This is a genomic window from Micromonospora sp. NPDC057141 (genome assembly GCF_042670805.1).
Taxonomy (GTDB): domain Bacteria; phylum Actinomycetota; class Actinomycetes; order Mycobacteriales; family Micromonosporaceae; genus Micromonospora.
On sequence record NZ_JBHUVA010000031.1, the window covers coordinates 20,946 to 46,000 of the forward strand.

Sequence of the window (25,055 nt, forward strand, 5' to 3'; positions counted from 1 at the left end):
ATCGACGGCCGTCGCGCAGGTGTGTCCCGCCGCAGTGGTGGGGGACCCCGGCCGGTGGGACCGGCGGACCCGCCGCGCGCCCGGCCGGGCGGGTGCTGGAAGAATCGCACCCCGTGAAGACGTTCGAGGAGTTGTTCGCCGAGCTGCAGGCCAAGGCCGCCGCCGGCACCCCCGGCTCGGGCACGGTGGCCGCGCTGGAGAAGGGGGTGCACTTCATCGGCAAGAAGGTCGTCGAGGAGGCGGCCGAGTCGTGGATGGCGGCCGAGCACGAGGGCCCGGAGCGGGCGGCCGAGGAGATCTCCCAGCTGCTCTACCAGGCGCAGGTGCTGATGCTGGCCACCGGTCTCGAGCTGAAGGACGTCTACCGACATCTGTGAGTGCGCCGTCCGCTGATCATCTCCACCGATCGAGGGAGCACTCCGTCATGCTGCGTGTCGCCGTACCCAACAAGGGCGCCCTGGCCGAGAAGGCCGCCGAGATGCTGCGCGAGGCGGGCTACCGCCAGCGCACCGACCCCAAGGACCTGGTCTGCCCGGACGAGGCCAACGACATCGAGTTCTTCTACCTGCGGCCGAAGGACATCGCCACCTACGTCGGCTCGGGTGACCTCGACGTCGGGATCACCGGCCGCGACCTGCTGATCGACTCCGGCGCGCCCGCCGAGGAGGTGGTGGACCTGGCGTTCGGCCGGGCCACCTTCCGGTTCGCCGCCCGCCCGCAGGACGTCGCGGGCGTCCAGGAGCTGGGCGGGCACCGGATCGCCACCGCGTATCCCGGGTTGGTGGAGCGGTATCTCGCCGAACTCGGCGTCAAGGCGGACGTGATCCGGCTCGACGGCGCCGTGGAGAACGCCATCCGGCTCGGCGTCGCCGACGTCGTCGCCGACGTGGTGGAGACCGGCGCCACGCTGCGCCAGGCCGGGCTGGTCGTCTTCGGCGACCCGCTGCTGCGCTCATCGGCGGTGCTGGTGCGCCGGGTCGACGCCCCCGAGCACCCGCAGGCCGCGCAGCTGCTGCGCCGGCTGCACGGGGTGCTGGTGGCCCGCCGCTACGTGATGCTCGCCTACGACGTGCCGGCCGGGCTGCTGGACCGGGCCAGCTCGCTGACCCCCGGCATCGAGTCGCCGACCGTCTCGCCCCTGCACCGCGAGGGCTGGGTGGCGGTGCAGGCGATGGTGCAGCGCGACGACGTGCACCGGATCATGGACGAGCTGTACGAGCTGGGCGCCCGCGCCATCCTGGTCACCAACATCCACGCCTGCCGGCTGTGAGGCCGCTGCCAGGCCGGCGACACGGGGAAGGGACGTACGTCGGGCACCGGCCGGCGGGTGGCAGACTGGACGGGTGAGTCAAACCGCACCCGTGACGCTGCGCCCCCGCCGGATCCGGCTGGTCTGCTGGGTGTCGGCCGCCGCGCTGCTGGTCGTGTTCAGCCTGGTGGCCACGTCGCTGACCGGCCCGACCGGCGAGGGCTACGGCACCTTCCAGCGCGGCGACCAGCTCGCCATGATCGGCCTGGGCGTCCTCGGGGCGCTCGGCGTCCTGCTGTTCACCCGGCCCCGTGTGGAGGCCGACGGGCTCGGCGTGCGGGTGCGCAACGTGCTCGGTTCGTACGAGCTGCCCTGGGAGGTCGTGCGGGGGGTGCGCTTCGACCGGGGCGCGCCGTGGGCGAGCCTGGAGCTGCACGACGACGACCTGCTGCCGATGGTGGCCCTCCAGGCGGCCGACAAGGAGCTGGCGGTGGAGGGCGTGCGCGCCCTGCGCCGGCTGCACCGGGCCCATCTCGCGGCGCTGGCCGAGGGCGCGGCCGGGCGCTGACCCGCCGCGCTGCCCGTGGTGCCCGGTTTGGGGGCCGACCCGGCAAGGGTGTAGTGTTGCTGAGTCGACCAGACTGCCCGTGTTCCACGTGTGGGCAGTCCTGAAGCGGAGCGCCTGCTCCCACCCGAGTCGCCCCAGTCGGTGGCCGGGTCCCGGTCACCGGTTCCGGGCACGTCCCGGTCCCGGATGCGCGATCCTGTGATCGTGCCGACCGGTCGAGCGGGCCCTGGCGTGCGCCGGGGCCTTCTGCTTTCCGGGTCGGCCCCCACCACGGGGGCCGCGGGAGTCGGCCACCGCAGAGCACTCGACTCGAGGAGGCCCCATCAGCGTCGAACCACGCGTGAACGAGCAGATCCGGGCACGTGAGGTCCGACTGGTCGGTCCCGAGGGCGAGCAGGTGGGCATCGTCCCGCTTGAACGCGCCCTTCAGCTGGCCGCGGACGTCGACCTGGACCTGGTCGAGGTTGCGCCGATGGCGCGCCCGCCGGTGTGCAAGCTCATGGACTTCGGCAAGTTCAAGTACGAGAGCGCACTCAAGGCGCGCGAAGCGCGGCGTAACCAGCAGCAGACCGTCATCAAGGAGATGAAGCTCCGGCCGAAGATCGACCCGCACGACTACGAGACCAAGAAGGGTCACGTGGTGCGGTTCCTCAAGGCCGGCGACAAGGTCAAGGTGACGATCATGTTCCGCGGTCGGGAGCAGAGCCGCCCGGAGCTGGGTTACCGGCTCCTGCGTCGCCTCGAGTCCGAGATCACGGAGCTGGGCTACGTGGAGGCCGCCCCGAAGCAGGACGGCCGAAACATGATCATGGTTCTCGCTCCGCACCGGGCCGTCAAGGCCTCCGCGGTCGCCGCCACGGCGTCCCGCGGTGCACCCCGGGAGCGGGCGGCGGAGGAGTCCGCGGCCCCGGCGGCCGGCGAGACCCCGGCGGCCGGCGAGACCCCGGCGGCCGGCGAGACCGCAGCAGCCGGTGAGACCGGCACGACCGCCGACACCGGCGGTCAGTAACAGGGGAGAGACGTTCCACATGCCGAAGATGAAGAGCCACACGGGTATGGGCAAGCGGGTCAAGGTGACCGGCAAGGGCAAGATCGTCGCCGAGCAGGCCGGCAAGCGTCACCTGCTGGAGAAGAAGTCGTCCACCCGGACCCGGCGGCTGACCGGCACGGTCGAGCTGGCCAAGGCCGACACCAAGCGCATCAAGAAGCTGCTCGGCCGCTGACGCGCGCCACCTGAACCGAAGAAGGAGTTGAGATGGCACGCGTCAAGCGGGCTGTGAACGCCCAGAAGAAGCGTCGTACCCTGCTGGAGACCGCGAGCGGCTACCGCGGTCAGCGCTCCCGGCTGTACCGCAAGGCCAAGGAGCAGGTGCTGCACTCGATGCAGTACGCCTACCGGGACCGTCGCGACCGCAAGGGCGACTTCCGGCAGCTGTGGATCACCCGGATCAACGCGGGCGCCCGCGCCAACGGGATGACCTACAACCGGCTGATCCAGGGCCTGCGCCTGGCCGGCGTCGAGGTCGACCGCAAGATCCTCGCCGACCTGGCCGTCAACGACGCGGCGGCCTTCGCCGCGATCGTCGAGGTCGCCCGCGCCGCCGTGGCGGCCGAGGGCACCGGTGGCGCGGCGGCCCAGGCCGCCTGATCCGCCAGCACCCGACCGAGGCGCTCCCCGTGTCGTCCACGACGCGCGGCGGGCGCCTCGGTCGCGCTGTGGAGCCGCACACCATGCCCTTCACCCCGCGTACCCCCAGGGTCGTCGCCGCCCGCCGGCTGCACCGCCGCCGCGACCGCGACGCCGCCGGCCGGTTCCTCGCCGAGGGCCCGCAGGCCGTCCGGGAGGCCCTGGCCCGCCCCGGCACGGTCGCCGAGCTGTTCGGCACCCCGGCCGCCCTCGACCGGCACGCCGACCTGGCCGCCCGCGCCGCCGACGCCGACGTGCCGGTCTCCGGCGTCACCGACGACGCCCTCGCCGCGCTCGCCGAGACCGTCGCCCCGCAGGGCCTCGTCGCCGTCTGCCGGCACCTCGACGTGCCGCTGACCGAGGCCCTCGCCGCCGGCCCCCGCCTCGTGGCGGTGCTCGCCGGGATCCGCGACCCGGGCAACGCCGGCACGGTGCTGCGCACCGCCGACGCCGCCGGTGCCGGCGCGGTGGTCTTCGCCGGCGACGCCGTCGACCCCTACAACGGCAAGTGCGTGCGGGCCTCCGCCGGCAGCCTCTTCCACGTCGACGTCGTCCGCGCGCCGGACCCCCTCGCCGTGGTCGACGCGCTGCGGGCCGCCGGCCTGGCGGTCCTCGCCACCACCGGGTACGGCGACCGCGACCTCGACGACCTCGCCGACGCTGGCGCCCTCGCGGCGCCGACCGCCTGGCTGTTCGGCTCCGAGGCGCACGGGCTGCCCGACGAGCTGACCGCCGACGCCGACGCCCGGGTCCGGGTGCCCCTGCACGGGCGCGCCGAGAGCCTCAACCTGGCTGCGGCCGCCGCCGTCTGCCTGTACGCTTCAGCCAGAGCACTGCGCCGACGCCCCTGACGCGGCGTGGTCACACAGCAGGGAGTCGCCCGAGATGATGAACGCGCCACGGCGTTCGTTTAGCCAGCCCGCCGGTGTCGGCGGGCGGCGGGCCTGACCCTTCCCCTGCGCGAACTCCCACCGGCGGGCTGCGGCGAAGCCGCGCGTCCGTAGACTCGCCTCGCCGCCCGTGCAGGGCCGGCACCGCCGTGAGGAGTGCCCGTACGCCATGACCTACCGCAACGATCCGTACGACCCGAAGCAGGTCGCCCTGCTCGACCCGGACGCCCTGGCCGGTGCCGTGGCCGACGCCGAGCAGGCGTTCGCCGCCGCCGCCGACCCGGACGCGCTGACCGCGCTGCGCCCCGCGCACCTCGGCGACCGGTCCCCGGTCGCCCTGGCCCGCCGGGAGATCGGCGCCCTGCCGCCGGCCGCGAAGGCCGACGCCGGCAAGCGGGTCAACGAGGCCCGCCGCGCGATCGAGGCCGCCTACGCCGCCCGCGCCGAGATCCTCGACCGCGAGCAGGCGCAGCGGGTGCTGGCCACCGAACGGGTCGACGTCACCCTGCCCTACGACCGCCGCCCGCGCGGCGCCCGGCACCCGCTGAGCACCCTGATGGAGCAGATCAGCGACCTGTTCGTCGGGATGGGCTACGAGGTGGCCGAGGGTCCCGAGGTCGAGCTGGAGTGGACCAACTTCGACGCCCTCAACATCCCCGCCGACCACCCGGCGCGGGGCCTGATGGACACCTTCCACATCGCCCCGCCCGCCGGCGCGGAGGCCTCTGGGCTGGTGCTGCGCACCCACACCTCCCCGGTGCAGGCGCGCACCATGCTCGCCCGCAAGCCGCCGATCTACGTGGTCGTGCCCGGCCGGGTCTACCGCACCGACGAGCTGGACGCCACCCACGCGCCCGTCTTCCACCAGGTCGAGGGCCTCGTGGTCGACAAGGGCATCACCATGGCCCACCTGCGCGGCACCCTCGACCACTTCGCCCGCGCCATGTTCGGCGAGGGTGCGAAGACCCGCTGGCGGCCGCACTACTTCCCGTTCACCGAGCCGTCGGCCGAGTTCGACGTGTGGTTCCCCGAGCACCGCGACGGGCCGCGCTGGGTCGAGTGGGGCGGCTGCGGCATGGTCAACCCCCGGGTGCTGCGCGCCTGCGGGATCGACCCGGAGGTCTACTCCGGATTCGCGTTCGGCATGGGCATCGACCGCACCGTGATGTTCCGCCACGGGGTCAGCGACATGCGGGACATGGCCGAGGGCGACGTGCGGTTCACCCGCGCGTTCGGGGCCGGGGCGTAGACGGTGCGGGCACGAGACAACGAGACGGTGGTCTGAGAGTCATGCGAGTTTCTGTCAGTTGGCTGCGGGAGTACCTCGACCTTCCCGCCGACCTGCCCGCCGCCGACCTGGAGCAGGCGCTGGTCGACCTCGGCATCGAGGTCGAGTCGATCGTGGACCTGCGGGCCACGGTCACCGGCGCGCTGGTCGTCGGCGAGGTCCTCGACATCGAGGAACTGACCGGCTTCAAGAAGCCGATCCGGTTCTGCCGGGTCGACGTGGGCGCCGCCAACGGCACCGGCGAGCCGCAGGAGATCGTCTGCGGGGCGCGCAACTTCGCCCCCGGCGACCGAGTCGTGGTGATCCTCCCCGGCGGCGTGCTGCCCGGCGGCTTCGCCATCGGCGCGCGCAAGACGTACGGGCGCAACTCCCACGGCATGATCTGCTCCGCCAAGGAGCTGGGTCTGGGCGACGACCACTCGGGCATCATCGTGCTGCCCGAGGACACCCCCGGCAAGCCCGGCGACGACGCCCGCCCGGTCGTCGGCCTCGACGACGTGGTCGTCGAGGTGGAGATCACCCCCGACCGGGGGTACGCGCTCAGCGTCCGGGGCATCGCCCGGGAGCTGGCCCACGCCCTCGGCGTGCCGTTCCGCGACCCGGGGCTGGCACCCGCCCCCGGCGCGACGGCCGAGCCGGCGTACCCGGTCGAGGTCCGCGACACCGTCGGCTGCGACCGGTTCGCCGCCCGGATGGTGCGCGGCATCGACCCGACCGCCCCGACCCCCGGCTGGATGCGGCAGCGGCTCACCGTCGCCGGCATCCGCAGCATCTCCCTGCCGGTCGACATCACCAACTACGTGATGCTCGAACTGGGCCAGCCCATGCACGCCTTCGACGCCGCCCGGATCACCGGCCCGCTCGTCGTGCGCCGCGCCGGGGCGGGGGAGAAGGTGACCACCCTGGACGGGGTGACCCGCACCCTCACCGCCGAGGACATGGTGATCTGCGACGACACCGGGCCGATCTCGCTCGCCGCCGTGATGGGCGGCGAGACCAGCGAGGTCGTCGCGTCCACCACCGACGTGCTCTTCGAGGCCGCCCACTGGGACCCGGTGATGGTGGGCCGCACCGCCCGCCGACACAAGCTGTTCAGCGAGGCGGCGAAGCGCTGGGAGCGGGGCGTCGACCCGGCCGTGGCGCTGGTCGCCATCGAGCGGGCCGTCGCGCTGCTCACCGCCCACGCGGGCGGCGTCGCCGGGGCCGAGATCCTCGACCTCGACCACGTCCGGCCGCGTACCCCGGTCACCCTGCCGGCCGGCCTGCCGAGCCGGCGGGTCGGCGTCACCTACTCCCCGGAGCGGGTGGTCTCTCTGCTGGAGCAGGTCGGCTGCCACGTCACCCGGGGCACCGACCGGCTCGGCGAGGACCCGGGCACGGCCGGCGTGCCGGCCGCCGGCGGCGCGGACGTGCTCACCGTGGTCCCGCCGAGCTGGCGTCCCGACCTCACCGACCCGGCCGACCTGGTCGAGGAGGTGGTCCGCCTCGACGGGTACGACCGGGTGCCGTCGGTGCTGCCGACCGCGCCCCCCGGGCGGGGCCTGACCTGGCAGCAGCGCCGCCGCCGGGCCGTGGCCCGGTCGCTGGCCGAGCGCGGGTACGTGGAGGTGCTGGCCCACCCGTTCGTCGCGGGTGCGCTGGCCGACCTGCTCGGGTTGGGCGCCGACGACCCGCGCCGGGCGGCGGTGCGGGTGGCCAACCCGCTGTCGGAGGAGGAGCCGCTGCTGCGCACCACGCTGCTCGGCCCGCTGCTGGCGATCCTCAAGCGCAACCTCGGCCGGGGCCACCGCGACCTGGCCCTGTACGAGATCGGGGCGGTCTTCCACCCGCGCCCCGGCGCCGGCGCCCCGCCCGCCATGGGCGTGGACCGGCGGCCCACCGACGTCGAGTTCGCCGCCGCCGACGCGGTCGTGCCCGACCAGCCCCGGCACGTCGCCGTGGTGCTGACCGGGGACGTCGAGCCGGCCGGCTGGTGGGGCGCGGGCCGCCCGGCCGGCTGGGCCGACGCCGTCGAGGCCGGCCGGGCGGTGCTCGCCGCCGCCGACCTGCCCGCCGACCGGATCGAGGTGCGCTCCGCCGAGCACGCCCCGTGGCACCCCGGCCGCTGCGCCGAACTGCTGGTCGACGGGGTCGTGGTCGGGCACGCCGGCGAGCTGCACCCGGCCGTGCTGGCCGCGCTGGAGCTGCCGAGGCGCACCAGCGCCATGGAGCTGGACCTCGACGCGCTCCCCGCCGCCCCGGTCGCCCCGGCCCCGACGATCTCCGGCTTCCCGCCGGCCCTGATCGACGTGGCCCTCGTGGTGGACGAGCGGGTGCCGGCGGCGCAGGTGCAGCAGGCCCTCGTCGAGGGCGCCGGTGAGCTGCTGGAGGGCGTGCGGCTGTTCGACGTGTACGCCTCCGAGCAGCTCGGGGCGGGGCGGCGGTCGCTGGCGTACAAGCTGACGTTCCGCGCCCGCGACCGCACGCTGACGGTCGAGGAGGCGGTGGCGGCCCGAGACGCGGCGGTGGCCCGCGCGGCCGAGCGCTTCGGCGCCACCCTCCGCGGCGCCTGAGGTGCAAGCAGGGGCCCCCTCTTAACGCTTTCTGTATAGGAGGGGGCCCCTGCTAACCGCCCCGGACCGGCAACGGCTGGCCGGAATCGACCGGCCGGCGTCAGTGCTCCTCCGGGTCCAGTTCGCCGAGGGCGCGCAGCCGGGGCAGGTCGCGTACGGTGATGCGTCGGTAGTCGGTGTCCACCAGGCCGTCGGCCCGCAGCTCGCGCAGCGTCTTCTGGATGGACGTCTCCGCCGCCCCGCAGATCGTGGCCAGCTCCGGCTGGGTCAGCCGCACGTCGATGACCACTCCGTCGCGGCTGCGCCGGCCGTGCGTGCGGCACAGCTCGGCGATCACCCGGGCCACCCGGATCTTCACCGCGTACGAGGTGAAGTCGATCCGGCGGCGGTTGGACCAGCGCAGCCGGTCGGAGACCATCGCCGCCAGCTCGAGGGCGGCCTGCGGGTGCGCCCGCAGGAACTGGTTGAACCGGTCCCGGGAGACGACGCTGTAGACAGTGGGCCCGCAGGTGGTGACCGTCGCCGAGCGCGGCTTGTCGTTGAGGGCTGACATCTCGCCGACCAGGTCCCCGCCGACGCGCAGCGACAGCAGTGCGGCCCGCCCGTCGGGCACGCTGGCCGTCACCTTGGCCAGCCCCTCCTCCAGCAGCACCAGGTGCGACTCGCGAACGCCCTCGTGGATCAGGATCTGTCCGGCCGGCACCTGGCGTCGCACGCCTAGCGCGAGCAGTGCGGTGCGGGCCGGGGGTTCCAGCCTCCGCAGGAAGGTGCCGTACGGCCACTCGGCCGGGGGCAGTTCGTGGTGTCGCATCGACGACCTCGCACTCCTTGTCGGGCGGAAACCGTCGAAGCGTAGCCGTCCCTGCGCGTAGCGCGAGACCCCCGCGCGAATCAGGGCGACCGTCACGGCCTGGAGGGCCAGCACCACGAGTGTCTCGACCGGCGACCAGCCGGCGGCCAGCAGGAGTTCGGTCACGTCGTCCGTCATGCCTCCAGCACACCTGGCCTTGCCGCCCCGAATACCGGATCCGAGGGAGATGACCGGTGTCGGACAGATTTCGCCGGAAGCCGTACTTCTACGGGGTTCCGGCCGGCCGCCGCCGTTTCGATGTTTCCAGGCGGCCCGCCGGACGGAGGCGGGCCCGGTGACGAAGGGCGGCCAGGCGATGGACCATCCCGAGCGACGACTGCTGATCTCCGTGGACATGGAGAGTTACAGCCGGCGCGGAAACGTACTGCAGTACGAGGCACAGCAGGCGTTCCGCGAACTGCTGCACGCCGCCGCCGAAGCCGTCGGGCTGGACCGGGTGGCCTGGAGCACGCAGCGGGCCGGTGACGGGGAACTGGCGATCCTGCCACGGGACGTCTCGGAGTCGCGGGTGATCGGCCGTTTCGTGCCCGAGCTGAATCGGCGGTTGCGGGCGTACAACAGCAGCCGGCTGCCGGCGGCGCGGGTGCGGCTGCGGATCGCCGTCCACCAGGGACTCGTGCACCTCGACGGGGCGAACGGCTTTCCCGGCAGCGCCGTGGTGTTCGTCAGCCGGCTGTGCGACGCCGACCCCGTCCGGCGGGCGCTGGCGGCGTTCCGGGACGCGGGCGTCGCCCTGGTGGTCTCCAACGACATCTACCGCGACGTGGTGCTCGAGTATCCGGAGGAGATGCGGCCCGAGCGCTTCCGCCAGGTGCGGATCAGCAAGCCCGACAAGGGCTTCGACGAGTACGCCTGGCTCTGCGTGGTGGACGAGGACCTGTCGTTGGTGCCGGCGCTGGACAGGGACGGAAACGGGAACGGGCCGGACGATCCAGGGGGTGGTCCGGCCGAGGGTGGGGGAGGAGTGCCGGCAGTCCCGCCGCCGGGGCCGGTGCGCCCCGACTCCGGTGGCCGTGTGGCGCCAACGGATGGGATCAGCGTCAGGGACGTCCGGGTGCACGGGCCGAACGCGATCGGACCCGGGGCGACGGCGATCGGCTCGGTCGGCCGGGACGCGATCCTCGGCCGGGGCGGGGGCGATCGGTGAATGGATCGCCCCCGTGGCCCGTGCCCCGGCAGGCCGGCGACAACGACGGTTCCGGCGGGTCGCTGCCGGGTCCGGACGGCAACCACGGTGAGCCTTCCGGCGGCGCGATGTTCCCCGACACCGAGGGATGGCGGGGCGACTCCGGTGGCGGCCCGGTGATCCCAGAGCGAGCAGGGTCGGCAGAAGCAGCAGAAGCGGCGGAACCGGTGCAGGATGGGGAGCCCGACGAATTGCTGGCCGACGAGCCGGAGGAGACGCCGGATCCCGGGGACATCCTCGCCCGGCTCGCGTCCCTGCTCGGGCCCTCGTCCACGATCGGTGTCGGCGACGTGTGGGTGCGGGGCCAGAACGCCACCGGGCCCGGGTCGACGGCCATCGGCACGCTGAACATCACGACGGCGCGGACGGACGGCAGCAGCCGGACCTGGGCCGAGACGCTCACCGGTACGTGGGTGCGGCAGCTGGCCGACGGGTACGCCCCGGCACCGAGCGACCCGCAGCTCGACGGGCACCTCAAGCAGCGTCACCTGGTCTGCCTGTCGGGGCCTGCCGGCACCGGCCGGCACGCCGCCGTGTGCCTGTCCTCGGCCCGCCGGCACGGCTTCGACCGGGTCGCGGTGCTGCATGCGGAGCAGCCGACCGACCTCCTGCTCCCCGACACCCCGTGGCGCGACGGGCACGGCTACGTGTGGCGGCTCGCCGAGGCGGCCGTGCGGGACCTGGATGGCATGGCCCTGGTCGGGCTGGCCGCCCGGGCCGAGGCGAAGGGGGTCACCCTGGTCTTGGTCGGCGACTTCGACCGCCGCGACCAGGAACTGGCCGGCCATCTGGTGGAGCACCGGCCCGCCGCCCCCGCCGACGTGTTCCGGGCCCAGCTGCGCCGCCAGCTCAGGGGGCGCTGCGTCGGCTGGTGCACCCCCGGCTGCCTCGGTGACTGTATCGACGGCTACGTCGAGGACGAGTGCGTCGCAAATCCGTTGCTGGCCGCTCACCTGGCCGGCGGCCCCCGGCCCGGCGAGGTGGTCCGCCTGGCGGAGCTGCTGGCCCGCACCGCGCCCCGGGGCGCGGAACTCACCGAGCGGCTGGAGCGCCTGCTTCCCCGCCAGCTGCGGGAGCGGGCGGCCCGCGTCCTCGCCGCCGCCGACGGCGGCGACACGCCTCCCTGGGACGTCGACCGGCGGCGCGCGTTCCGGCTCGCCTGCGCGGTGTTGGCCGGGCAGCCGGTGGCCGAGATCCACGCCGCGGCCGGGGCGCTGGCCGCACCGGGGCTGGCCGGTGGCGGGCTGGGACCGGTGCGGGACCCGGGCGGCGTCGTGGGCCTGCCGCCGGACGGCGGCGCGGCACCGGGGTTCCCGTTCGCCGGTTCGCCGCCCGCCCCACCGCCCGCCGGCGGGGCGGGCGGGGTGCTCGACGCGTTGCTCGGCCCGGTCCTGCGGGAGGCGGTGCTGGTGGTCGACGACGACCGGGTGCCGGGCGGGCGGCGCATCGAGTTCGCTCCGGGCAACGACCCGCTGCGGCGCAGCCTGTTGGAGGTCGCCTGGGCGGACTGGTGGCTGCCGGAGCAGTTGCTCGGCTGGCTGGGCGGCCTCGTGCGGGACGGCACCCCCGGGGTTCGGCAGGCCGCCGCCGGGGCGGTCGGCTGGTCGGCGGCGCATGGAGTGCACGCCGCGCTGCGCACGGTGGACCAGCTCGCCCGGGAACGCCGGGCCGGGGTCCGGCAGGCCGCCGCCATCGCGCTGGTCGGCATGGCCATGCAGCCGGAGCTGCGTCAACGCGTCCGAATCGAGCTGGACCGGTGGGCGGCCGGCGGGGCGGCGCACCTGCGCGACACCGTCGCGCGGGCGTACGCGCTGGGCCTGGCCCGACTCTGGCCCGAAACCGCCCTGGTGCAGCTACGCCGGGTGGCCGAGGCGCGCATGCAGCGGCGGAACAACTCTGTGGTACGCGGCCTGGTGGAGGTGTACGTCGGCGGCCACGCGGCCAGCGTGCTGCCGGCGCTGGCGCAGTGGGCCGTAGCCGAGGACGAGCCGGAGGTGCGGCTGCACGCCGGCCGGGCGCTGCGGGTGCTCGCCGACCGGTGGGCCCCCGCCCCCCGGGAACGCTGGCCTGAGCTGCTCGACCTGGCCCGCGCGGGCACGGTGCGGATGTCGGACCTGGCCACCTGCTGGGCGACGGCGCTCAGCGTGCCGGGGACCGCGTACCGAGCTTGGCGGACGCTCGGCTTCTGGCTCAACCGGGCCGAGGGGCACCCCGAGGTTGCCGACCTCTGCCTGCGCCTGATCAGCCTGGTGGTCACGGGGCGTGAGCCGCTGCGGCACCGGCTGGACCACCAGCACCGGCACGTCTGGGGCCCCCTGATGCAACACAACACCCTGCTGGACCACGTACGACGCCTGATCGACGAGGACCCCTCATGAGCACTCGGTACATTCCCCGTCCGTCGGCGCAACGACGCTGGTGGCAGATCCTGCTCTCGCTGTTCGGGCCGGCGCCCGTGAGTCCGCCGCCCGCGCCGACCCTGCTGCCGCTGCCGCCGCCGGCACCCCCGCAGGTGGTCACCTACCGCCTAGACGCGCCGGAGCCGATCCTGGTGCCGGCCCGGGGAGACGCGTTCGACTTCCGCCTGTTCGCCGTCTACAGCTGGCGGGCGCAACACATGGGCGCCGAGGTGTTGCGCCAGCGCGCGGAGAGCTACCTCGCGTGGGCCGCCGGGGTCGTCCGGGAGCGGGCCGTCGACCTGGCCCGGGCGCATGAGCCGCACCGTTCGCACGAGCTGGAGCGGGCGCTGAACGACCTGTTGGTGGGTCAGCACTGGCCCCGGGACGAGAGCCGGCCGCACTTCACGGTGCAGGTGCGGGTGAGCCCGGACGAGCGGGTCCGGGAGCGGCTGCGCCCGTACTGGGAGGAGCGGATCAGGCTGGAGTGCGACCACGAGCTGCAGCAGATCCGGGCCCGTCACACCGACGAGCTGACCCGCCAATGGTGCCAGGTGTTGCAGGCGCTGGAGGGCGACCCGGTCACCGCGCACGCCGCCCGCCTGGCGGGGGAGCAGTTCGCCGAGGTCTTCCGTCGTTATGTCGCCGAGCGCCGGGAGGCGGTGCCGGAGCTGCTCGACCTGCTGCGGGAGGCGGTGCGCGGGCACAACGACCTCGGCCTGGGGCCGTCGGAGTACACCGAGGCGTGGGACGCCGCGCTGCGGACGTACGCGCGGCAGCACGGCATCGACCAGGGGGCGAACTGACCGGCCTCCTTCCCGGCACTCCTCCGCCGGGAAGGAGGTCTCCCCGGCCAGTGGCAGCCGTCACCTTAAGGTCATGCAGCGCGCTGTATGACCTTGCGGTCCGACGTGACAAGCCGGTAACCTTCTCTGCATAGTCATGCGGAGGTTAGAATGGGTATCCGAGTTGCGGTCGCCGGGGCGAGCGGCTACGCCGGGGGCGAGCTGCTGCGCCTGATCGCCGGCCATCCCGAGCTCGACCTGGTCACCGCCACCGCGCACAGCCAGGCCGGCGCGCCGGTCACCGCCGTACACCCGCAGCTCGTCGGGCTGGACCTGGTGTTCGCGGCGACCGACCCGGCGGCCCTGGCCGACGCGGACCTGGTCTTCCTGGCCCTGCCGCACGGCGAGTCGGCGGCGCTGGCCGCCGCTCTGCCGGAGTCGGTCCGGGTGGTCGACCTGGGCGCGGACCACCGGCTGCGCGACGCCGCCGCCTGGTCACGCTACTACGGCGGCGACCACGCGGGGGCCTGGGTCTACGGCCTGCCCGAGCTGCCCGGCCAGCGCGCGCGGATCGCCGCCGCGACCCGGGTGGCCAATACCGGCTGCTACGCCGTGGCCACCACCCTCGCGCTCGCCCCGCTGGTCGCTGCCGGCGCGGTCGCGCCCGCCGACGTGGTCGTGGTCGCCGCCTCCGGCACTTCCGGCGCCGGCCGGGCCGCCAAGGCGCACCTGCTCGGCAGCGAGGTGATGGGCGACCTGTCGCCCTACAAGGTCGGCGCCCACCAGCACGTGCCGGAGATCAAGCAGGCCACCGGCGCGGTCAGCCTGTCCTTCACCCCCGTCCTCGCGCCGATGCCGCGCGGCATCCTCGCCACGGTCACCGCCGTGCCGGCCGGCGACGCCGACCCCCGGGCGGTCCTCGCGCGGGCGTACGCGGACTCCCCGTTCGTGCATGTGCTGCCCGAGGGGAGTTGGCCGCACACCGCCGCCACCCTCGGCGCCAACTCCTGTCACCTTCAGGCGGGTGTCGACGTCGACTCTGGCCGGGTGATCGTGGTCAGCGCCATCGACAACCTCGGCAAGGGCGCCGCCGGCCAGGCCGTGCAGTGCGCCAACCTGATGCTCGGGCTCCCGGAGACCACGGGCCTGTCCACGTTCGGAGTAACCCCATGACCGTCACCACACCACGAGGGTTCCGGGCGGCCGGCGTGGCCGCCGGCCTCAAGAGCGGCGGCGCCAGCGACGTCGCCCTCGTCGTCAACGACGGCCCCGACGCCGGGATAGCCGGGGTCTTCACCGCCAACCGGGTCAAGGCCGCCCCCGTGCTCTGGACCCGGCAGGTCGTCCGGGGCGGGGTGGCCCGGGCCGTGATCCTCAACTCCGGCGGGGCGAACGCCTGCACCGGCCCGGCCGGCTTCCAGGACACCCACGCCACCGCCGAGCACACCGCCGCCGCGCTCACCTCGGCGAGCCCCCGGCTGCGGCTCGGCGCCGGTGACGTGGCGGTCTGCTCCACCGGCCTGATCGGCGAGCGGCTGCCGATGGACAAGCTGCTGCCCGGCGTACGCGCCGCGATCCGTGCCCTGTCCCGCGACGGCGGCGCGGCGGCGGCCCAGGCGATCATGACCACCGACACCCGGCCGAAGACCACGGTGGCGGCCGGCAGCGGCTGGACCGTCGGCGGGATGGCCAAGGGCGCCGGCATGCTGGCCCCGGCCATGGCGACCATGCTGTGCGTGCTCACCACCGACGCGGTGGCCGGGCCGGCGGCACTCGACGCCGCGCTGCGCGCCGCCTGCCGGGTCACCTTCGACCGGGTCGACTCCGACGGTTGCATGTCCACCAACGACACCGTGCTGCTGCTGTCCAGCGGCGCGTCCGGCGTCGAGCCCACCGAGGCCGAGCTGACGGCGGCGGTCACCGCCGCCTGCCACGACCTGGCCCAGCAGCTGATCGCCGACGCGGAGGGCGCCAGCAAGCAGATCGCCATCGACGTCGTCGGCGCGGCCGACGAGGACGACGCGGTCGAGGTGGGCCGGTCGGTGGCCCGCAACAACCTGGTGAAGACGGCGCTGTTCGGCAACGACCCGAACTGGGGCCGCATCCTCGCCGCCGTCGGCACCACCGCCGCCGCGTTCGAGCCGGACGCCCTCGACGTCGCCGTCAACGGTGTCTGGGTGTGCCGCTCCGGCGCCGCCGCCGAGGATCGGTCCAAGGTGGACCTCACCGGGCGTGACGTCACCATCCGCATCGATCTGCACGCCGGGGACGCCCAGGCCACCGTGTGGACCAACGACCTGTCCCACGCGTACGTGCACGAGAACTCGGCGTACTCGACGTGAGCGCCGCCGACGACCTCGCCCGGGCCCAGGCGCGGGCCGAGACGCTGATCGAGGCGCTGCCCTGGTTGGTCCGCCTGTCCGGGGCCACCCTCGTGGTCAAGTACGGCGGCAACGCCATGATCGACCCCGCGCTCCAGCGGGCGTTCGCCGCCGACATGGTCTTCCTGCGCTACGTCGGCATCAGGCCGGTCGTCGTGCACGGCGGCGGCCCGCAGATCTCGGCGATGCTCGGGCGGCTCGGCATCGACAGCGAGTTCCGTGGCGGCCTGCGGGTCACCACCCCCGAGGCGATGGACGTGGTCCGGATGGTGCTGGTCGGCCAGGTCGGCCGCGAGCTGGTCGGGCTGATCAACGCGCACGGCCCGTTCGCCGTCGGCCTCTCCGGCGAGGACGCCGGCCTGTTCACCGCCGTGCGCCGCCCGGCGTACGTGGACGGGCAGGCCGTCGACGTCGGCCAGGTCGGCGACGTCGAGTCGGTGAACACGTCGGCGGTGACCGACCTGATCGCGGCCGGCCGCATCCCGGTGATCTCGACCGTCGCGCCGGACGCCGACGGGGTGCTGCACAACCTCAACGCCGACACGGCCGCCGCCGCCCTGGCGATCGCCCTCGGCGCCCGCAAGCTGATCGTCCTCACCGACGTGCCGGGCCTCTACGCCAACTGGCCGGACACCGACAGCCTGGTCAGCGAGATCACCGCCGACGAGCTGGCGCAGCTGCTGCCGTCCCTGGAATCGGGGATGGTCCCCAAGATGGAGGCGTGCCTGCGGGCGGTGCGCCACGGGGTGCCCGCCGCGCACGTCGTCGACGGTCGGGTCGCCCACTCCACGCTGCTTGAGGTCTTCACCTCGGAAGGATTCGGAACCATGGTGATTCCGTCATGAGTCAACTGGTGGAGCGCTGGCGACAGTCGCTGATGGACAACTACGGCACGCCGCCGCTGGCGCTGGTCTCCGGCTCCGGCGCCGTCGTGGTCGACGACGCCGGCCGCGAGTACGTCGACCTCCTCGGCGGCATCGCCGTCAACGCCCTCGGCCACGCCCACCCGGCCGTGGTGGCCGCCGTGTCCCGGCAGGTCGCCACGCTCGGGCACGTGTCCAACCTGTTCGTCGCCGAGCCGCCGGTGGCCCTCGCCGAGCTGCTGCTGGCCCTCGCGGGCCGTCCCGGCCGGGTCTTCTTCGCCAATTCCGGCGCGGAGGCCAACGAGGCCGCGTTCAAGCTGTCCCGGCTCACCGGCCGCTCGCACGTGGTCGCCACGGTCGGCGGGTTCCACGGCCGCACCATGGGCGCGCTCGCGCTCACCGGGCAGCCCGCCAAGGCGGACCCGTTCCGTCCGCTGCCCGGCGACGTCACCCACGTCCCGTACGGCGACGCGGCGGCGCTGGAGGCGGTGGTGACCGACGCGACGGCCATGGTCATCCTGGAGCCGGTGCAGGGCGAGAACGGCGTCGTCGTCCCGCCCGCCGGCTATCTCGCGCAGGCCCGGCGGATCACCGCCCGGCACGGCGCGCTGCTGGTGCTCGACGAGGTGCAGACCGGCGTCGGCCGCACCGGGCACTGGTTCGCCCACCAGGCCGACGGCGTCGAACCCGACATCGTCACCCTCGCCAAGGGCCTCGGCGGCGGCCTGCCGATCGGCGCCTGCCTGGCCTTCGGCCCCGCCGCCGAGTTGCTGCGCCCCGGCTCGCACGGCACCACCTTCGGCGGCAACCCGGTCAGCTGCGCCGCAGCCCTCGCGGTGGTGTCCACCATCGCCAGCGAGGGGCTGCTCGACCACGTCAAGCGGGTCGGCGAGCGGCTGCGCCGGGGCGTCGAGGAGCTCGGCCATCCCCTCGTCGCGCAGGTGCGCGGCGCGGGCCTGCTGCTCGGGATCGTGCTCACCGCCGACGCCGCCGGCCCGCTCGCGGCGGCCCTGCGCGACGCCGGGTTCCTGGTCAACCCGGTGCAGCCGGGCGTGGTCCGGCTCGCCCCGCCGCTGATCCTCACCGTCGAGCAGGCCGACGCGTTCCTGGCCGCCCTGCCCGCCGCCCTCGACGCCGCCACCGGAGGCCGCTGAATGCCCCGCCACCTGCTGCGCGACGACGACCTCTCGCCCGCCGAGCAGGCCGCCGTGCTCGACCTTGCCGCCCGGATGAAGGCCGAACGGTTCGCCCACCGGCCGCTGGCCGGGCCGAGGTCGGTGGCGGTGCTGTTCGACAAGCAGAGCCTGCGCACCCGGATCTCCTTCGACGCCGGCATCGCCGAGCTGGGCGGCCACCCCCTCGTGGTGGACACCCAGGTCACCCACTTCGGCCGGGGCGAGACCCTCGCCGACGCCGGCCGGGTGCTCTCCCGGTACGTGGCCGCGATCGTGCTGCGCACCCACGGCGACGACCGCATCGCCGAGGTCGCCGCCGGGGCCAGCGTCCCGGTGATCAACGCCCTCACCGACGGCTTCCACCCCTGCCAGCTCCTCGCCGACCTGCTCACCGTCCGCGAACGGTGCGGCGGCACGCACGGCCGCACCCTGGCGTACGTGGGGGATACGGCCAACAACATGGCCCAGTCGTACCTGCTGGCCGGGGCGAGCGCCGGCATGCACGTGCGCGTCGCCGGCCCCGACGGGTTCGACCCCGACCCCGAGGTGCTGGCCCGGGCGGAGGAGATCGCCGCCGGCACGGGCGGGTCGGTGCGCGTGCTGCGTGACCCGGTCGCCGCCGCCCGCGACGCCGACGTGCTGGCCACCGACACGTGGACCTCGATGGGGCAGGAGGACGACGGGCTGGACCGGATCACCCCGTTCCTGCCGTACCAGGTCAACAAGGCGCTGCTCGCGCACGCCGCGCCGGGCGCGATCGTGCTGCACTGCCTGCCCGCGCACCGGGGCGAGGAGATCACCGACGAGGTGCTCGACGGCCCGGCCAGCGCCGTGTTCGACCAGGCGGAGAACCGGCTGCACGCGCAGAAGGCGGTGCTGACGTACCTGCTGGAGCAGCCGGCATGACCGCGCCGCTGACCCGCGCCGCCCGGCACGCCCGCATCGTCGAGCTGATCCGCGACAAGGCGGTCCGCTCGCAGACCGAGCTGGCCGACCTGCTCGCCGGCGACGGCGTCGCCGTCACCCAGGCCACCCTGTCGCGGGACCTCAAGGAACTCGGCGCGGTCACCGCCCGCGGCGGCGACGGTCGTCCCGTGTACGTCATCCCGGAGGACGGCCACCGGCCCCTGCGCGACGCCGAGGCCGCCCCGGCGCGGCTGATCCGGCTGCTGCGGGAACTGCTCAACGAGGTCGACTCCAGCGGCAACATCGCCGTGCTGCGCACCCCGCCGGGCGCAGCCCACTACCTGGCCAGCGCGTTGGACCGGGCGGGCCTGCCCGAGGTCGTCGGCACCATCGCCGGCGACGACACCATCCTCGTGGTGGCCCGCGAGGCCGTCGGCGGGGCCGCGCTGGGCGAGAAGCTCACCGCGTGGTCCCGCCGCGAAGAGAGCGTCGAAGGGAACAGCACACCATGACCGAGCGGGTCGTCCTCGCGTACTCGGGAGGGCTGGACACCTCCGTCGCGATTCCCTACCTGGCCGAGCAGACCGGCGCCGAGATCGTCGCCGTGGCGGTGGACGTCGGGCAGGGCGGCGAGAGCCTCGACGCCATCCGGCAGCGCGCCCTGGACTGCGGTGCCGTCGAGTCGGAGGTGGTCGACGCGCGCGACGAGTTCGCCGCCGGGTACTGCCTGCCGGCGCTGCGCGCCAACGCCCTCTACATGGACCGGTACCCGCTGGTCTCCGCGCTGTCCCGGCCGCTGATCGTCAAGCACCTCGTCGCCGCGGCCCGCAGGCACGGCGGCACGATCGTGTCGCACGGCTGCACCGGCAAGGGCAACGACCAGGTGCGTTTCGAGGTCGGCCTCGGCGCGCTCGCCCCCGATCTGAAGATCATCGCCCCGGCCCGGGACTTCGCGTGGACCCGAGACAAGGCGATCGCCTTCGCCGAGGAGCGGGGCCTGCCGATCGACGTGTCGGCCAGGTCGCCGTACTCGGTCGACCAGAACCTGTGGGGTCGGGCCGTCGAGACCGGCTTCCTGGAGGACATCTGGCACGCCCCGGTCGAGGACCTGTACGCGTACACGTCCGACCCGGCGCAGGAACGCGACCCCGACGAGGTCGTCATCACGTTCGACGCCGGCGTGCCGGTGGCGATCGACGGCGAGACCGTCACCCCGTACCAGGCGATCCTGGAGCTCAACCGGCGGGCCGGCGCGCAGGGCGTCGGCCGGCTCGACATGGTCGAGGACCGGCTCGTCGGCATCAAGAGCCGCGAGGTGTACGAGGCACCCGGCGCCATCGCGCTGATCACCGCCCACCAGGAGCTGGAGGCGGTCACCGTCGAACGCGACCTCGCCCGGTTCAAGCGGGGCGTCGACCAGCGTTGGGGTGAGCTGGTCTACGACGGCCTGTGGTTCTCCCCGCTGAAGCGGGCCCTGGACGCGTTCATCGACGACGCTCAGCGGCAGGTCAGCGGCGAGGTGCGGCTGGTGCTGCACGGCGGCCGGGCCACCGTCGCCGGCCGGCGTTCCGAGGCCAGCCTGTACGACTTCGGGATGGCCACCTACGACACCGGCGACACGTTCGACCAGTCCCTGGCGAAGGGATTCGTGCAGCTGTGGGGCCTGCCGAGCAAGCTGGCCGCCGCGCGGGACGCCCGATTGGGAGGCTGCTGACCGTGGGAACGACAATGGGCGGCGTGGACGACAAGAGCCTCACCGAGAACAGCGCCGCGACCAACCGTACGAGCCTGTGGGGTGGCCGCTTCGCGGGCGGCCCCTCCGAGGCGCTGGCCCGGCTGTCGGTCAGCGTGCAGTTCGACTGGCGCCTGGCCCCGTACGACATCGCCGGTTCCCGCGCGCACGCCCGGGTCCTCGCGGGCGCGGGCCTGCTCGACCCCGAGGAACTGGGGAAGATCCTGGCGGCCCTGGACGACCTGGAGGCCGCCTGCGCCTCCGGGGCGTTCCGGCCCACCGTCGACGACGAGGACGTGCACACCGCCCTGGAGCGGGGGCTGCTGGAGCGCCTCGGCAGCCTCGGCGGCAAGCTGCGCGCCGGCCGGTCCCGCAATGACCAGGTCGCCACCGACCTGCGGCTCTACCTGCGCGACCACGCCCGGGGCGTGGCCGGTCGCCTCGTCGAGCTGGCCGAGGCCCTGACCGAGCAGGCCGCCCGGCACGTCGACACGGCCGCGCCGGGGATGACCCACCTCCAGCACGCCCAGCCCGTCACCTTCGGGCACTGGCTGCTGGCCCACGTGCAGCCGCTGCTGCGCGACCTGGAGCGGATGCGCGACTGGGACCACCGCACGGCGGTCAGCCCGCTCGGCGCGGGCGCGCTCGCCGGTTCCGGGCTGCCGCTGGACCCGGTGGCCGTCTCCAAGGAGCTGGGCTTCCGCACGTCCTTCGCCAACTCGATGGACGCCGTCGCCGACCGCGACTTCGTCGCCGAGTTCCTCTTCGTCACCGCGCTGATCGGGGTGCACCTGTCCCGCCTCGGCGAGGAGGTGGTGCTCTGGACGTCGCAGGAGTTCGGCTGGGTCGAGCTGGACGACGCCTTCGCCACCGGCTCGTCGATCATGCCGCAGAAGAAGAACGCGGACATCGCCGAGTTGGCCCGGGGCAAGTCCGGCCGGCTCGTCGGCGGGCTGATGGCCGTGCTCACCATGCTCAAGGGCCTGCCCATGACGTACGACCGGGACATGCAGGAGGACAAGGAGCCGGCCTTCGACGCCGTCGACACCCTGGAACTGCTGCTGCCGGCCCTCGCGGGGATGATCTCCACCATGACGGTACGCGTCGACCGCCTCGTCGCCGCCGCCCCCGTGGGCTTCTCCCTGGCCACCGAGGTCGCCGACTGGCTGGTCCGGCGCAACGTGCCGTTCCGCGACGCGCACGAGATCACCGGCAAGCTGGTGGCGCTCTGCGCGGTCCGCGACTGCGCCCTCGACGAGGTCTCCGACGCCGACCTGGCGGCGGTCAGCGAGCACCTCGACCCGTCGGTGCGCGACGTGCTGTCGGTGCGGTCGGCCCTGGCCGCCCGGATCACCCCCGGCTCCACCGGCCCGGGGCCGGTCGCCGACCAGCTCGCCACCGCCGCCGACCAGCTGACGAGCTGGCGGGAGTGGGCCGCCGAAACCGTCGTGCCCCGCTGATCTCCCACGTCACGCCGAAGGCCCTCCGGCAGCACTCCGGGGGGCCTTCGGCCACCTTCCCACCGATGCCCGCCCGCTCGCCAAGTGCAAGATCGGCGCGCAGTGGGGGAGCGGGCGGGGTGCGGCGGAGGCTGGGCGTGGTGCGGGCGCGGGTGAGCGCGCTCGATCAGGGAAAGTGTGGGATCGTCACGACGCCGATGCCCCTGTTTCCGGGAACGAGCACGATCTTGCGCGCCAGCCTTCGTAGCTCGTCCGGAGGCGCGCCCGCAGCATTCTCCGAAACAGTGGTCGAGCGGCAGTGGATCAGGCGCGCGGACCAGTCTGCCGGGCGAGGTGGACGAAGGACCGCCAGGCGGTGGGGGTGAAGTGGAGGGTGCCGCCGTCGCGGTCCTTGGTGTCGCGGACGAGCACGACCTCGGCCAGATTGTCGGCGACCTCGACGCAGTCGGTGTTTCCGCTGCGGGTGGCCTTGTGCCAGGTTGCGCTGCTCAGGTCCATGACGTCGCCACTTCCTTGAGGAGTTCGATCGACTGTCGGTGAGACAGTGCTTCGTTCCGAACCATTTCCCACCTGGACAAGAGGGTAGCCAGTTCGCCTTCTGCGTCTGTCACTGCGCCGGTGAGCTGATTCTCCATGCTTCCCACCCATCCGCCGTCCGACCCTCTGGCCAGGGCAAATGGGCCGGACATGCCGACGTGCATGCTGACCTGGAGCGGAATGACGTGGATGCTGACCTGTGGACGCTCGGCGCAGGCCACCAGGTGCTCCACCTGCTGGGCGATGATTCCGCGAAAGCTCTCGTCCCGACGGTGGAAGATCCCCTCGTCGAGGACTGCCACGAGTTGGGGCGGCTCGGGTTGCGCCAGGATCGCCTGGCGTTCCATTCGCGCCGCGACGCGCTTGTCCACCGTCTCGTCGCTGAGCAGGCCATCGCAGCGGATCACCGCACGGGCGTAGTGCTCGGTCTGAAGGAGAGCCGGAATCAGCGTGGGGTGGAAGCAGCGGAGCTGCCTCGCGGTGCGCTCGGCGTCCAGCCACGGACGGAACCACGACGGCTGGGCCTCCCGTTCGGCGATTCTCAACAGGGCGATGAGCAGCCCACCGGAATTGAGGACCTCGTCGGCGCGTGCGAGGAACAACCGATCGTACGGTCGGCTTCCCGTCTCGACCGCGGAGACCATCGACGGCGAGTAGTGCACCCGCTTGCCGAACTCCTCCTGGCTCAGGCCGGCGGCGATCCGCAGGCGACGAAGCTGAGCTCGGATCAGGTCCGCCGTCGGCTCCTCCACAGTCCCTCCACAATCTCGGCGTGCTCATCACGGGGCATTCGCTGACAGGGCCCAGGCTGCTCTCCGGCCCCACCATCAGGCACGATGACTTCCGACCGTAGTGGTCTTCTCACCACACTGTCACTCGTTGCTGGCCCGTGCCCGGCCGAACCACCGGGTGTTTCTGCGGGCCGTCCGGCGAATGGGAGGAAGTGACGTGTCGATCCGACGGTTTCCTTGCGGGAGAAGGCCGAGCCGGCACCGACGACCCCTGGAGTGGCCGTCGCGTCTCTCGCCACCGGTCGCGCCCCCTGCTCCGGCGGTGTCGGTGGCCGGTCACGGGGCCGGCTCGCCCGACTGGCTGTGCCGGCGGTGCGCGCTGCCCTGGCCGTGCCCCGAGCTGCGGGCGATGCCCGAGCCGGCGACACCCGACCTGCTCGCGGTGGTCTCGGCCGTGACGACGGCCGCGATCCGCGACCTGCGGGGCCGCCCGGGCGGCCCCGATCCGATCGAGGTGGTACGGCGGTTCCTCTGGTGGCTGCCGGTCAGCCGCGACGAGGCCCGCGCGATCGCCCTGCGGATGCGCTGATGGTGCGCCGGACGATCCCGCACGTGCCGATGCGTCCGCTGTGGCGGTGCCGCAACTGCGGCGCGGAGTGGCCCTGTCAGCCGGCCCGCCTGGGCCTGCTGGTCGAGTTCCGGGGCGATCGGACCGCCCTGCTGTTCTACCTGGCCCAGCTCATGGTCGAGGCGCGCGCCCAGCGCGCCCAGCTCGCCCAGCTCCACCCCGAGCGCGCCCCCGACCTGCACGAACGCTTCATCAACTGGGCCCGGGCCCGGGGTGACGCCAGGCCCCGCCCCGACGGGGAGCCGGACCGCTGACCACCCCCCGACGCCGGGGTCAGGCCGGCGTCGGGGGGCGCTCGCGGCGGGGCAGCTTCGCCACCACCGCCTCGTACGAGGTGTCCACCGCCTCGCGCAGCTCGTCGTCGTCGATCGCCCCGGCCAGCCGCAGGCTGTTCCAGCCGAACCGGCCGACGTGGGAGGAGGCGACGGCGTCGCCGGGGAACCGGTGCAGCCACTCGTCGGCCAGCTCCCGGGTGGGGCCGCACTTGAGGCCCACCCGGTCGGCGGACTCGGGGCCGAGGAAGGCGAAGATCCTGCTGCCGACCTTCGCCACGACCTCGGCGTCCCACGGCTGGTCGAGCCACGCGCCGGGCTTGCCCAGGCAGTACGCCATCAGTTCCGCGCGGTCCATCACGCCTCCCCGTCGTTGTGGTCGCCGGTGTGCGGGTCGTCGCCGACCCGGCCGGCGAGTCGTTCGTAGCGTTGCCGGGCGGCCTGCGCCGAGCCGAGCCCCAGCCCGTGGGCGACCGCCTGCCAGGTCAGCCCCCGGTCGCGGGCGAGCCGCAGCAGGCCGGCCTCCAGCGCGTCCACCTCGGCGCGCAGGTGCGGGACGAGGGTGAGCGCGGCGACCAGGTCGGTCGAGTCGATCGGCTCCTCCCCGTCGGCCGGCTCCGCGCCGCCGGCGGCCAGCGCGGTCACCAGGGCCACCGCCTCGTACGGGTCCAGCACGTGCGGGTGGGCGTAGCGGCGGCGGCGCGTGTCGTCGCCCGCGTGGCGCTCGGCGATGCGGGTCAGCGCGGCGTGGGTGCGGTGCGCCCGTGCCCGCCCCGGATCGGGCGCGGCGAACGGCTCCTGCGGTTCCAGGATCATGCGCCGATCGCACCACCTGAACGATCCGTTGTCAACGGAATGTTGGTGGCTAGGTGGTGATCGACTCCATGTCGGCGACATG

At 74.0% G+C, this 25,055-nt stretch carries 27 protein-coding genes; 22 read left to right on the forward strand and 5 right to left on the reverse strand.

Annotated features, from left to right (window positions below; genetic code table 11):
* Positions 1–113 precede the first annotated feature (113 nt).
* The 9 genes from ACFT41_RS17560 to pheT all read left to right on the forward strand — a co-directional run bounded on the left by ACFT41_RS17560 (position 114) and on the right by pheT (position 8,234).
* Positions 114–377, forward strand: coding sequence for a phosphoribosyl-ATP diphosphatase (locus ACFT41_RS17560; protein WP_036375234.1), 264 nt, complete (start codon positions 114–116; stop codon positions 375–377).
* A gap of 47 nt (positions 378–424) precedes the next feature.
* Positions 425–1,270 (forward strand): ATP phosphoribosyltransferase, encoded by an 846-nt coding sequence (hisG, locus tag ACFT41_RS17565; RefSeq protein WP_377584984.1) that lies wholly within the window; start codon positions 425–427, stop codon positions 1,268–1,270.
* A 73-nt stretch (positions 1,271–1,343) separates the two neighbouring features.
* Positions 1,344–1,817, forward strand: a complete 474-nt coding sequence (locus tag ACFT41_RS17570; RefSeq protein WP_377584986.1) for a PH domain-containing protein — start codon at positions 1,344–1,346, stop codon at positions 1,815–1,817.
* A 340-nt stretch (positions 1,818–2,157) separates the two neighbouring features.
* Entirely contained in the window at positions 2,158–2,826 is a 669-nt protein-coding gene (gene infC, locus ACFT41_RS17575; RefSeq protein WP_377584989.1) for a translation initiation factor IF-3, read from the forward strand.
* Between the two features lie 19 nt (positions 2,827–2,845).
* A complete protein-coding gene (gene rpmI, locus ACFT41_RS17580; RefSeq protein WP_043968020.1) occupies positions 2,846–3,040 on the forward strand; it encodes a 50S ribosomal protein L35 in 195 nt (64 codons plus the stop codon).
* Between the two features lie 32 nt (positions 3,041–3,072).
* Positions 3,073–3,465: a 50S ribosomal protein L20 gene (rplT, locus tag ACFT41_RS17585; RefSeq protein ID WP_007075852.1), complete on the forward strand. Its 393-nt coding sequence runs from the start codon at positions 3,073–3,075 to the stop codon at positions 3,463–3,465.
* An 83-nt stretch (positions 3,466–3,548) separates the two neighbouring features.
* Positions 3,549–4,355 (forward strand): TrmH family RNA methyltransferase, encoded by an 807-nt coding sequence (locus ACFT41_RS17590; protein WP_377584992.1) that lies wholly within the window; start codon positions 3,549–3,551, stop codon positions 4,353–4,355.
* A gap of 208 nt (positions 4,356–4,563) precedes the next feature.
* Positions 4,564–5,643: a phenylalanine--tRNA ligase subunit alpha gene (gene pheS, locus ACFT41_RS17595; RefSeq protein WP_377584994.1), complete on the forward strand. Its 1,080-nt coding sequence runs from the start codon at positions 4,564–4,566 to the stop codon at positions 5,641–5,643.
* A 41-nt stretch (positions 5,644–5,684) separates the two neighbouring features.
* Positions 5,685–8,234, forward strand: a complete 2,550-nt coding sequence (gene pheT / locus ACFT41_RS17600; RefSeq protein ID WP_377584997.1) for a phenylalanine--tRNA ligase subunit beta — start codon at positions 5,685–5,687, stop codon at positions 8,232–8,234.
* A gap of 100 nt (positions 8,235–8,334) precedes the next feature.
* Here the strand turns inward: pheT and ACFT41_RS17605 are convergent, their stop codons facing one another.
* The gene (locus tag ACFT41_RS17605) at positions 8,335–9,222 is read right to left on the reverse strand and encodes a Crp/Fnr family transcriptional regulator (RefSeq protein WP_377584999.1); all 888 of its coding nucleotides are present in this window, start codon (positions 9,220–9,222) and stop codon (positions 8,335–8,337) included.
* Positions 9,223–9,400: 178 nt separating this feature from the next.
* Here ACFT41_RS17605 and ACFT41_RS17610 point away from each other — a divergent pair, with 178 nt between their 5' ends.
* The 11 genes from ACFT41_RS17610 (at position 9,401) to argH (ending at position 21,989) form a co-directional block, all read left to right on the forward strand.
* A complete protein-coding gene (locus ACFT41_RS17610) occupies positions 9,401–10,252 on the forward strand; it encodes a hypothetical protein (protein WP_377585101.1) in 852 nt (283 codons plus the stop codon).
* A 206-nt stretch (positions 10,253–10,458) separates the two neighbouring features.
* Positions 10,459–12,669 carry a hypothetical protein gene (locus ACFT41_RS17615; protein ID WP_377585002.1) on the forward strand — a complete coding sequence of 737 codons (2,211 nt, stop codon included), beginning with the start codon at positions 10,459–10,461 and terminating at the stop codon, positions 12,667–12,669.
* Positions 12,666–13,493 (forward strand): hypothetical protein, encoded by an 828-nt coding sequence (locus ACFT41_RS17620; RefSeq protein ID WP_377585005.1) that lies wholly within the window; start codon positions 12,666–12,668, stop codon positions 13,491–13,493. Before ACFT41_RS17615 ends, ACFT41_RS17620 begins: the two co-directional genes overlap by 4 nt.
* A gap of 150 nt (positions 13,494–13,643) precedes the next feature.
* The gene (argC, locus tag ACFT41_RS17625) at positions 13,644–14,645 is read left to right on the forward strand and encodes an N-acetyl-gamma-glutamyl-phosphate reductase (RefSeq protein WP_377585007.1); all 1,002 of its coding nucleotides are present in this window, start codon (positions 13,644–13,646) and stop codon (positions 14,643–14,645) included.
* Positions 14,642–15,814: a bifunctional glutamate N-acetyltransferase/amino-acid acetyltransferase ArgJ gene (gene argJ / locus ACFT41_RS17630; RefSeq protein ID WP_377585010.1), complete on the forward strand. Its 1,173-nt coding sequence runs from the start codon at positions 14,642–14,644 to the stop codon at positions 15,812–15,814. The genes argC and argJ overlap by 4 nt, the downstream gene beginning before the upstream one ends.
* On the forward strand, positions 15,811–16,698 hold the full coding sequence (gene argB / locus ACFT41_RS17635; RefSeq protein ID WP_377585012.1) for an acetylglutamate kinase: 888 nt from the start codon (positions 15,811–15,813) through the stop codon (positions 16,696–16,698). The genes argJ and argB overlap by 4 nt, the downstream gene beginning before the upstream one ends.
* Positions 16,695–17,870 (forward strand): acetylornithine transaminase, encoded by a 1,176-nt coding sequence (locus ACFT41_RS17640; RefSeq protein WP_377585015.1) that lies wholly within the window; start codon positions 16,695–16,697, stop codon positions 17,868–17,870. Before argB ends, ACFT41_RS17640 begins: the two co-directional genes overlap by 4 nt.
* Entirely contained in the window at positions 17,871–18,797 is a 927-nt protein-coding gene (gene argF / locus ACFT41_RS17645) for an ornithine carbamoyltransferase (RefSeq protein WP_377585018.1), read from the forward strand.
* Positions 18,794–19,309, forward strand: a complete 516-nt coding sequence (locus ACFT41_RS17650; protein ID WP_377585020.1) for an arginine repressor — start codon at positions 18,794–18,796, stop codon at positions 19,307–19,309. The genes argF and ACFT41_RS17650 overlap by 4 nt, the downstream gene beginning before the upstream one ends.
* Positions 19,306–20,511: an argininosuccinate synthase gene (locus ACFT41_RS17655; RefSeq protein ID WP_377585023.1), complete on the forward strand. Its 1,206-nt coding sequence runs from the start codon at positions 19,306–19,308 to the stop codon at positions 20,509–20,511. Before ACFT41_RS17650 ends, ACFT41_RS17655 begins: the two co-directional genes overlap by 4 nt.
* A gap of 14 nt (positions 20,512–20,525) precedes the next feature.
* The gene (gene argH / locus ACFT41_RS17660) at positions 20,526–21,989 is read left to right on the forward strand and encodes an argininosuccinate lyase (RefSeq protein WP_377585103.1); all 1,464 of its coding nucleotides are present in this window, start codon (positions 20,526–20,528) and stop codon (positions 21,987–21,989) included.
* 303 nt (positions 21,990–22,292) lie between these two features.
* Here argH and ACFT41_RS17665 read toward each other — a convergent pair whose 3' ends face one another.
* On the reverse strand, positions 22,293–22,487 hold the full coding sequence (locus ACFT41_RS17665) for a DUF397 domain-containing protein (protein WP_377585025.1): 195 nt from the start codon (positions 22,485–22,487) through the stop codon (positions 22,293–22,295).
* Positions 22,478–23,278, reverse strand: a complete 801-nt coding sequence (locus ACFT41_RS17670) for a helix-turn-helix domain-containing protein (RefSeq protein WP_377585028.1) — start codon at positions 23,276–23,278, stop codon at positions 22,478–22,480. The genes ACFT41_RS17665 and ACFT41_RS17670 overlap by 10 nt, the downstream gene beginning before the upstream one ends.
* A 307-nt stretch (positions 23,279–23,585) precedes the next feature.
* Between ACFT41_RS17670 and ACFT41_RS17675 the strand changes: the two genes are divergently transcribed.
* On the forward strand, positions 23,586–23,846 hold the full coding sequence (locus ACFT41_RS17675; protein WP_377585031.1) for a hypothetical protein: 261 nt from the start codon (positions 23,586–23,588) through the stop codon (positions 23,844–23,846).
* On the forward strand, positions 23,846–24,139 hold the full coding sequence (locus ACFT41_RS17680; RefSeq protein ID WP_377585033.1) for a flavin reductase: 294 nt from the start codon (positions 23,846–23,848) through the stop codon (positions 24,137–24,139). Before ACFT41_RS17675 ends, ACFT41_RS17680 begins: the two co-directional genes overlap by 1 nt.
* Positions 24,140–24,158: 19 nt before the next feature.
* Here the strand turns inward: ACFT41_RS17680 and ACFT41_RS17685 are convergent, their stop codons facing one another.
* Both ACFT41_RS17685 and ACFT41_RS17690 read right to left on the reverse strand, forming a co-directional pair.
* Positions 24,159–24,515 (reverse strand): MmcQ/YjbR family DNA-binding protein, encoded by a 357-nt coding sequence (locus ACFT41_RS17685; RefSeq protein WP_377585036.1) that lies wholly within the window; start codon positions 24,513–24,515, stop codon positions 24,159–24,161.
* Positions 24,515–24,973: a DNA-binding protein gene (locus ACFT41_RS17690; RefSeq protein ID WP_377585039.1), complete on the reverse strand. Its 459-nt coding sequence runs from the start codon at positions 24,971–24,973 to the stop codon at positions 24,515–24,517. Before ACFT41_RS17690 ends, ACFT41_RS17685 begins: the two co-directional genes overlap by 1 nt.
* Between the last annotated feature and the right edge of the window lie 82 nt (positions 24,974–25,055).

Coding starts and splice junctions, on each gene's coding strand:
- argH (WP_377585103.1), top strand. CDS start 20,526: ATGGGCGGCGTGGACGACAAGAGCCTCACCGAGAACAGCGCCGCGACC.
- ACFT41_RS17690 (WP_377585039.1), bottom strand. CDS start 24,973: ATGATCCTGGAACCGCAGGAGCCGTTCGCCGCGCCCGATCCGGGGCGG.
- argJ (WP_377585010.1), top strand. CDS start 14,642: ATGACCGTCACCACACCACGAGGGTTCCGGGCGGCCGGCGTGGCCGCC.
- ACFT41_RS17590 (WP_377584992.1), top strand. CDS start 3,549: ATGCCCTTCACCCCGCGTACCCCCAGGGTCGTCGCCGCCCGCCGGCTG.
- ACFT41_RS17640 (WP_377585015.1), top strand. CDS start 16,695: ATGAGTCAACTGGTGGAGCGCTGGCGACAGTCGCTGATGGACAACTAC.
- hisG (WP_377584984.1), top strand. CDS start 425: ATGCTGCGTGTCGCCGTACCCAACAAGGGCGCCCTGGCCGAGAAGGCC.
- rpmI (WP_043968020.1), top strand. CDS start 2,846: ATGCCGAAGATGAAGAGCCACACGGGTATGGGCAAGCGGGTCAAGGTG.
- ACFT41_RS17650 (WP_377585020.1), top strand. CDS start 18,794: ATGACCGCGCCGCTGACCCGCGCCGCCCGGCACGCCCGCATCGTCGAG.
- pheS (WP_377584994.1), top strand. CDS start 4,564: ATGACCTACCGCAACGATCCGTACGACCCGAAGCAGGTCGCCCTGCTC.
- ACFT41_RS17685 (WP_377585036.1), bottom strand. CDS start 24,515: ATGGACCGCGCGGAACTGATGGCGTACTGCCTGGGCAAGCCCGGCGCG.
- argC (WP_377585007.1), top strand. CDS start 13,644: ATGGGTATCCGAGTTGCGGTCGCCGGGGCGAGCGGCTACGCCGGGGGC.
- ACFT41_RS17620 (WP_377585005.1), top strand. CDS start 12,666: ATGAGCACTCGGTACATTCCCCGTCCGTCGGCGCAACGACGCTGGTGG.
- pheT (WP_377584997.1), top strand. CDS start 5,685: ATGCGAGTTTCTGTCAGTTGGCTGCGGGAGTACCTCGACCTTCCCGCC.
- ACFT41_RS17610 (WP_377585101.1), top strand. CDS start 9,401: ATGGACCATCCCGAGCGACGACTGCTGATCTCCGTGGACATGGAGAGT.
- ACFT41_RS17665 (WP_377585025.1), bottom strand. CDS start 22,487: ATGGACCTGAGCAGCGCAACCTGGCACAAGGCCACCCGCAGCGGAAAC.
- ACFT41_RS17655 (WP_377585023.1), top strand. CDS start 19,306: ATGACCGAGCGGGTCGTCCTCGCGTACTCGGGAGGGCTGGACACCTCC.
- rplT (WP_007075852.1), top strand. CDS start 3,073: ATGGCACGCGTCAAGCGGGCTGTGAACGCCCAGAAGAAGCGTCGTACC.
- ACFT41_RS17605 (WP_377584999.1), bottom strand. CDS start 9,222: ATGACGGACGACGTGACCGAACTCCTGCTGGCCGCCGGCTGGTCGCCG.
- ACFT41_RS17680 (WP_377585033.1), top strand. CDS start 23,846: ATGGTGCGCCGGACGATCCCGCACGTGCCGATGCGTCCGCTGTGGCGG.
- argF (WP_377585018.1), top strand. CDS start 17,871: ATGCCCCGCCACCTGCTGCGCGACGACGACCTCTCGCCCGCCGAGCAG.